The organism is Bartonella sp. AA86SXKL (assembly GCF_042196885.1).
In genome coordinates, this window is record NZ_JBHIRE010000345.1 from 1 (window position 1) to 700 (window position 700).

Annotated in this window: 1 protein-coding gene and 1 pseudogene; both read left to right on the top strand. The window is 41.7% G+C overall.

Features of this window, described 5'->3' with window-relative positions:
• Nucleotides 1-80 precede the first annotated feature (80 nt).
• Nucleotides 81-539 (top strand): hypothetical protein, encoded by a 459-nt coding sequence (locus tag ACFIO5_RS11920; protein ID WP_375705524.1) that lies wholly within the window; start codon nucleotides 81-83, stop codon nucleotides 537-539.
• Nucleotides 536-700: pseudogene (locus ACFIO5_RS11925) on the top strand (tail fiber domain-containing protein); the annotation flags it as partial. The gene ACFIO5_RS11920 and the pseudogene ACFIO5_RS11925, both read left to right, overlap by 4 nt.

The following is a 700-nucleotide window of genomic DNA, read 5'->3' on the forward strand; positions in this document are numbered from 1 at the left end:
GGAAAAGATAAATCTTTGTTGAGGATTTGCTGTGAAAGGGTGAAAAGATTCGTAACAAAAAAACGGAAAAAGCCAAAGTTATGACACGGCGATGCGAGAGACAAAATTCTTATTCTGCTCATCTTACAGAAAAATGGTCATGGCAAAAAATTGCGCACTATCAAGAGGCACTCAATGCCGCACTGAATAAATATGCGCAACGCTTTCCCGATGATGTCTGTTTGGCAACAATTGCTGAGGAACTCGCTACAGGGCAAGCACAATTCTGGCTTGTCTTAAAAAATAAAACCCAATTTAGTGCTTTTGCGATTACCAAAGTTGAAAGAACCCATACGGGAAAAAAACGCGTCGTCCTTTCAGATTTGGCTGGAGAGGGAGGACTGGAATTGGTCAAATTGATCGATAAAGTCGAAGAATGGGCGCGAACAATCCATGCTGAGGAAATACATATGTTTGGAAGATCTGGATGGTCTAAAATGCTTAGCCATCACGGATATTCCCGTAATCTTATTCATTACAGAAAGGTTCTAAACCCATGAGTAGAAAAACAAAACCTCAAGTGCAAACAACAACACAAACAAATTCACCACCCGCTTGGGTAGCAGAGATCTTTAAAAAAGCCAGTGCGCAAGCACTCGATCTTTATAATAAAGGTATCGGAGGCAATGTTTATCAGGGGGAGCGTACCGCTGGGCTTAGC